This window comes from Halovivax sp., from assembly GCA_007119345.1.
GTDB lineage: Archaea > Halobacteriota > Halobacteria > Halobacteriales > Natrialbaceae > Halovivax.
Window position 1 is genome coordinate 1 of the sequence record SKPV01000020.1, and the last position, 4015, is coordinate 4015.

Consider the following 4015-nt stretch of genomic DNA (forward strand, 5'->3'; position numbering starts at 1 on the left):
CCGATGGTTCGAGCACCACCCCGATGGTTCGAGCACCGCTCCCGTGGTTGGGTAGCCTCCAGAAGCGCCGCCCCGATCGCTGACCGCCGTCAGCGCGTACTCAACTCGTCTTTGTCCTTGACGATCTCCGTCTCGGCTTCGCCGCTGGTGTTCTCGTTGACCAGGTCGTAGAAGTCGTTCTGGAGGCCGGCGGGGAACGTGATGACGCCGATCCAGGAGCCGTCGGGCTGCCACTCCTCGCGCTCTAGCTCGCCGTACTGACGGATCTTCGCCTGGGCGCTGCCGGCGTACTCCGCCGGAACCTGCACCGCGACGGTGACCTCCTCGAAGCGGATCGGGATCACCGGCCGCAGCTGGTCGAGCGCGTCGTCGACCTGGTTCTCGACGGGTTCCATCGGATCGACCTTGAAGCCGGCTTCCTCCAGCGCGTTCTCGATCCGCTCGGGCGGATGGGGCGCGTTGTCCATCTGCGGATTGACGGCGTTGCGCGTGATCCGGTTGACGAGCTGTTTGTGCTTTTGTGCTTGCATCTCCCGGCGCTGCTCGGCGGTGATCTGGATCTCGCCTCGCTCGATGACCTCCGGGATGATCTCGAGCGGATCCGTCGTCTCGAAGACCTTCTCGAGGTCGTTCTCGGCCGGTCGGTCGCCCCGGGAGGCGTCCTCGAAGACGTCCTCGGCGGCGATGACGTCCTCGAGGTCGTCCTCGAACTCGCCGCGTTTGATCGCCAGCGCGGCGTCGGGGTCGACCAGGACCTCGAAGCGCGCCCCGTGAGACTCGAGTCGCGCCGTCACCGCCTCGTCGAGCGATATCATACCTTGGACGTTTCCCGGGCGGTTACAAGAGTGTTTCCCGACGTCGGCGGACGAGCCGGTCGCTCCGGGCGCGCGACCGGGCCGATCGTCCGAAGCGACCGGCGAAAACTGCCGCCAGGTGTGACCGCGAGGCGACGCTACTCCTCGTCGTCCGGCTCCTCGCCCTCGTCGAGGAGGTCTGCCTCCTCGAGGTAGGTCGCGATCCGGTCCTGCTCGAACATCTCGAAGCTCTCGGTTTCGACGTCGACGGTCGCGAGCCCCACCTCGTTCGGGAGGAGCGAGCCCTCGTTGACCGACGCGAGCGCGTCCAGCGCGAGCGAGACGCCGCCGTCGAGGTCGGCCTCGGGGTCGTACCCGTCCTCGAGGAAGGTCTGGAGTTCGCCGCGGTCGGCGCCGACCGCGAGCGCCTTCCACTCGTAGGGCGTCCCCGAGGGATCGGTCTCGAACAGGCGCGGCTGCCCGTCCTCGATCCCGCCGACGATGAGCGCGACGCCGAACGGGCGCGCACCGCCGACCTGGGTGTACTGCTGGATGTGGTCGGTGACCGACTTCGTCAGCCCCTCGACGCCGATCGGCTCGCCGTAGCGGAGCTGGTTGACCTGGGCCTGCCGGCGCGCGAAGTCGATCAGCTGCCGGGCGTCCGCGACGTGACCCGCGCTCGCGATCCCCACGTGGTCGTCGGCCTTGTGGATCTTCTCGACGGAGGAGTCCTCGAGCAGCGGGGAGGGGATGCGCTTGTCCACGGCGAGGACGACGCCGTCGCTCGTTCGGATGCCGATGCTCGCCGTACCGCGCTTGACGGCCTCACGGGCGTACTCGACCTGGTACAGTCGACCGTCCGGTGAGAAGATCGTGATGCCGCGGTCGTACGCCTGCTGTTGGGCTTGTCCCTGCATAGTATCACGCTAGATCGAGGTCTGTCGCGTCGGAGAACGCGCCGTCGAGTCGACCCCCGATCGACGCCGGCGTCGACTCCGCGTCGTTCCCGAACACGACGTATCTCTCGTCCCGTGAGTTGCCGACGGCGTCCTAAATAGTTTACTTACCAGGGCGGCCTCGCCGCAAACACTCATTCGGCCGACGTGAGTCGCCTGCGGACCGAAATCCGTCGAATCGGCTCTCGTCGGTCGCGGAATCGGACGGTCCGGATCGCCGGACCGTCGGTCGAACGAGTCGTCTCGACGAGGCGGTCGTCGTCGATCGGACGGCCTCCGGCAGGAGGAGACCCCCGGACGCGAGTTCGAACGGCGGACCCCCGCGAGCGTCACGACGGATTCACGCGAGCAGGAAGGGACGGACTCACGCGAGCATCAGAAACTTCTCGCGCGCCGCGCGAATCGTCCCGCTCGAGCCCAGGACCCGCAGCCCGAGGGCGTGCCCGTCGACGCGAGCGACGCAGGCCAGCGCCGCTCTCGCCGGGTCCGTTTCACCCCGACGGACGCGGACGAGCGCTTCGCCCGTACCCCCCTCGTGTGCGAACGCGACGACGGTGAGATCCGCCGCTGCGCTGCCCGGATCGCCCAGCAGATTCTGGGCCGCGTACCAGCACTCCCGCTGGAAGGCCCGACGGCCGACCTCCGCGTCGGGTTCGGTTTCGAATCTCACCGCGAGGTAGCGCCACCGCGGGCGAATGTGCTTCGGGAGGTGCTTCATTCGTCCCTTCGCCCGGACGAATCGTCGCCGCGTGCGAGCTCGGCGACGAGCACGCCGACCTGCTCGTGGACGCGTTCGACGGCGGTCAGGGCGAAGTCGGCGTCGGTCAGTGCGTCCGCGAGCACCCCGACGGTCGCCGGGTCGTCGACCTCGGGCGAGTAGAACGGCTCCTCGGGGTCGGGCTCGCCGAAGAACATCACGTCCCCCAGGACGAAGCGTCGCGCGCCGAGGCCGGCGACGACGTCGATCGCCGTCCGCTTTTCCTCGTCCGAGAGGTGGTGCATCGCGAAGTTCGAGACGACCACGTCGACCGGTCCGTCGTAGGCGGGTTCGCGGAAGGTTCCGCGGCCGAACTCGACGTTCTCGATTCCCTCCCGGGCCGCCTTCTCGCGGGCGCGGTCCATCATTCCCTCGCTCACGTCCCGACCGACGACGCGTTCGGCCTCGGGCGCCAGCGCCAGCGCGATGGCCCCCGTCCCGGTTCCCAGATCGAGGACGACGTCGTCCCCGCACGGGGCCGCGCGCTCGATCACCAGGTCGGCACACGCCCGATACTCGGGCGATTTCGAGTCGTCGTAGCTGTCCGCCTGCTCGTCGAATCGAGCCGCGTGTTCCTCAACCGTCTTCTTCATACGGGCCACGTTCGACCCCCGGTTCAATGAAGGAATCGGACCCGATGCGGCGGTTGCGTGCGGCGAGGCGTCCCCACTCGACCAGCCCCTCCTCGATCCAACTCGCGGGCAGGCCGAGTTGCTCGCCGAGCGCGCACACGTCCCGGGGTGCGCGCAGTTCCAGGCGATCGGCGGGGGTCGCGCTCACGACGTGTGGTGCGTCGTAGTAATCGACGAGTTCGCGGAGCTTTCGAAGCCCCTGGAGAGCGCGCACCCGCCGGCCGCCGGTCGTCCGCAGGGCCGGACCGAGGTCGAACTCGACGCGGACGCCGTTCTCGGCGGCGGATTTCGCGAGTACGTGATTGAAGTCGCCCTCTCCCGCCATCGGCTTTGAGAGCACGTCCACCTTCTCGTTCTCGACCGCGAACCGATTCATCGACGGCGACCCCCCGCGGACGATCACGATCGAGTGCTCGGTCCGAACGTTCCCGACGGCGCCGCTCGCACCGTGCGGATCCGACGCGGTCACCGCCGCCCCGTCGACCACGTCGACCCCGGCCGCGTCCGCCGCCGGGCCGATCGCCGACGAGAGCCGACCCTCGTTCGCGTTCCGGACGACGAGGCCGTCGAAGCCGTACGCGGCGGCGGTTGCGGCGAGTCGGCGGACCGACCCCTCGTCGTTCGGATCCGCGCGGGCGGCTTCGTACATACGCGAGCACTTTATCCGGCACCGACTTGTCGGTTGCGTCGGGCGCGAAGACGGACCGCTGCGGGCGAGCGCACACGGTGTCAGCTCGCGGGTAATGCAGCGTACGGGCGTGGTTGGTCCCAGCATGCCGGAGAACGACGAATACGAGCGACGGATCCCGACGTGCGGGCGAAGACGGATCCCGACGTGCGGGCGAAGACGGATCCCGACGTGCGGGCGAAGACGGA

General features: G+C 68.8%; 4 protein-coding genes and 1 pseudogene. All 5 read right to left on the reverse strand.

Annotated features, from left to right (window positions below):
- Positions 1–89: 89 nt before the first annotated feature.
- Entirely contained in the window at positions 90–815 is a 726-nt protein-coding gene (locus QZT59_RS01875; RefSeq protein ID WP_290810547.1) for a ribosome assembly factor SBDS, read from the reverse strand.
- A 137-nt stretch (positions 816–952) separates the two neighbouring features.
- The gene (gene psmA / locus QZT59_RS01880) at positions 953–1711 is read right to left on the reverse strand and encodes an archaeal proteasome endopeptidase complex subunit alpha (RefSeq protein ID WP_290810549.1); all 759 of its coding nucleotides are present in this window, start codon (positions 1709–1711) and stop codon (positions 953–955) included.
- A gap of 415 nt (positions 1712–2126) precedes the next feature.
- A pseudogene (locus QZT59_RS01885) lies at positions 2127–2468 on the reverse strand (Rpp14/Pop5 family protein); the annotation flags it as partial.
- A complete protein-coding gene (locus QZT59_RS01890) occupies positions 2465–3100 on the reverse strand; it encodes a class I SAM-dependent methyltransferase (RefSeq protein ID WP_290810552.1) in 636 nt (211 codons plus the stop codon). The gene QZT59_RS01890 and the pseudogene QZT59_RS01885, both read right to left, overlap by 4 nt.
- The gene (locus tag QZT59_RS01895; protein WP_290810555.1) at positions 3084–3788 is read right to left on the reverse strand and encodes an RNase P subunit p30 family protein; all 705 of its coding nucleotides are present in this window, start codon (positions 3786–3788) and stop codon (positions 3084–3086) included. Before QZT59_RS01895 ends, QZT59_RS01890 begins: the two co-directional genes overlap by 17 nt.
- Positions 3789–4015 lie beyond the last annotated feature (227 nt).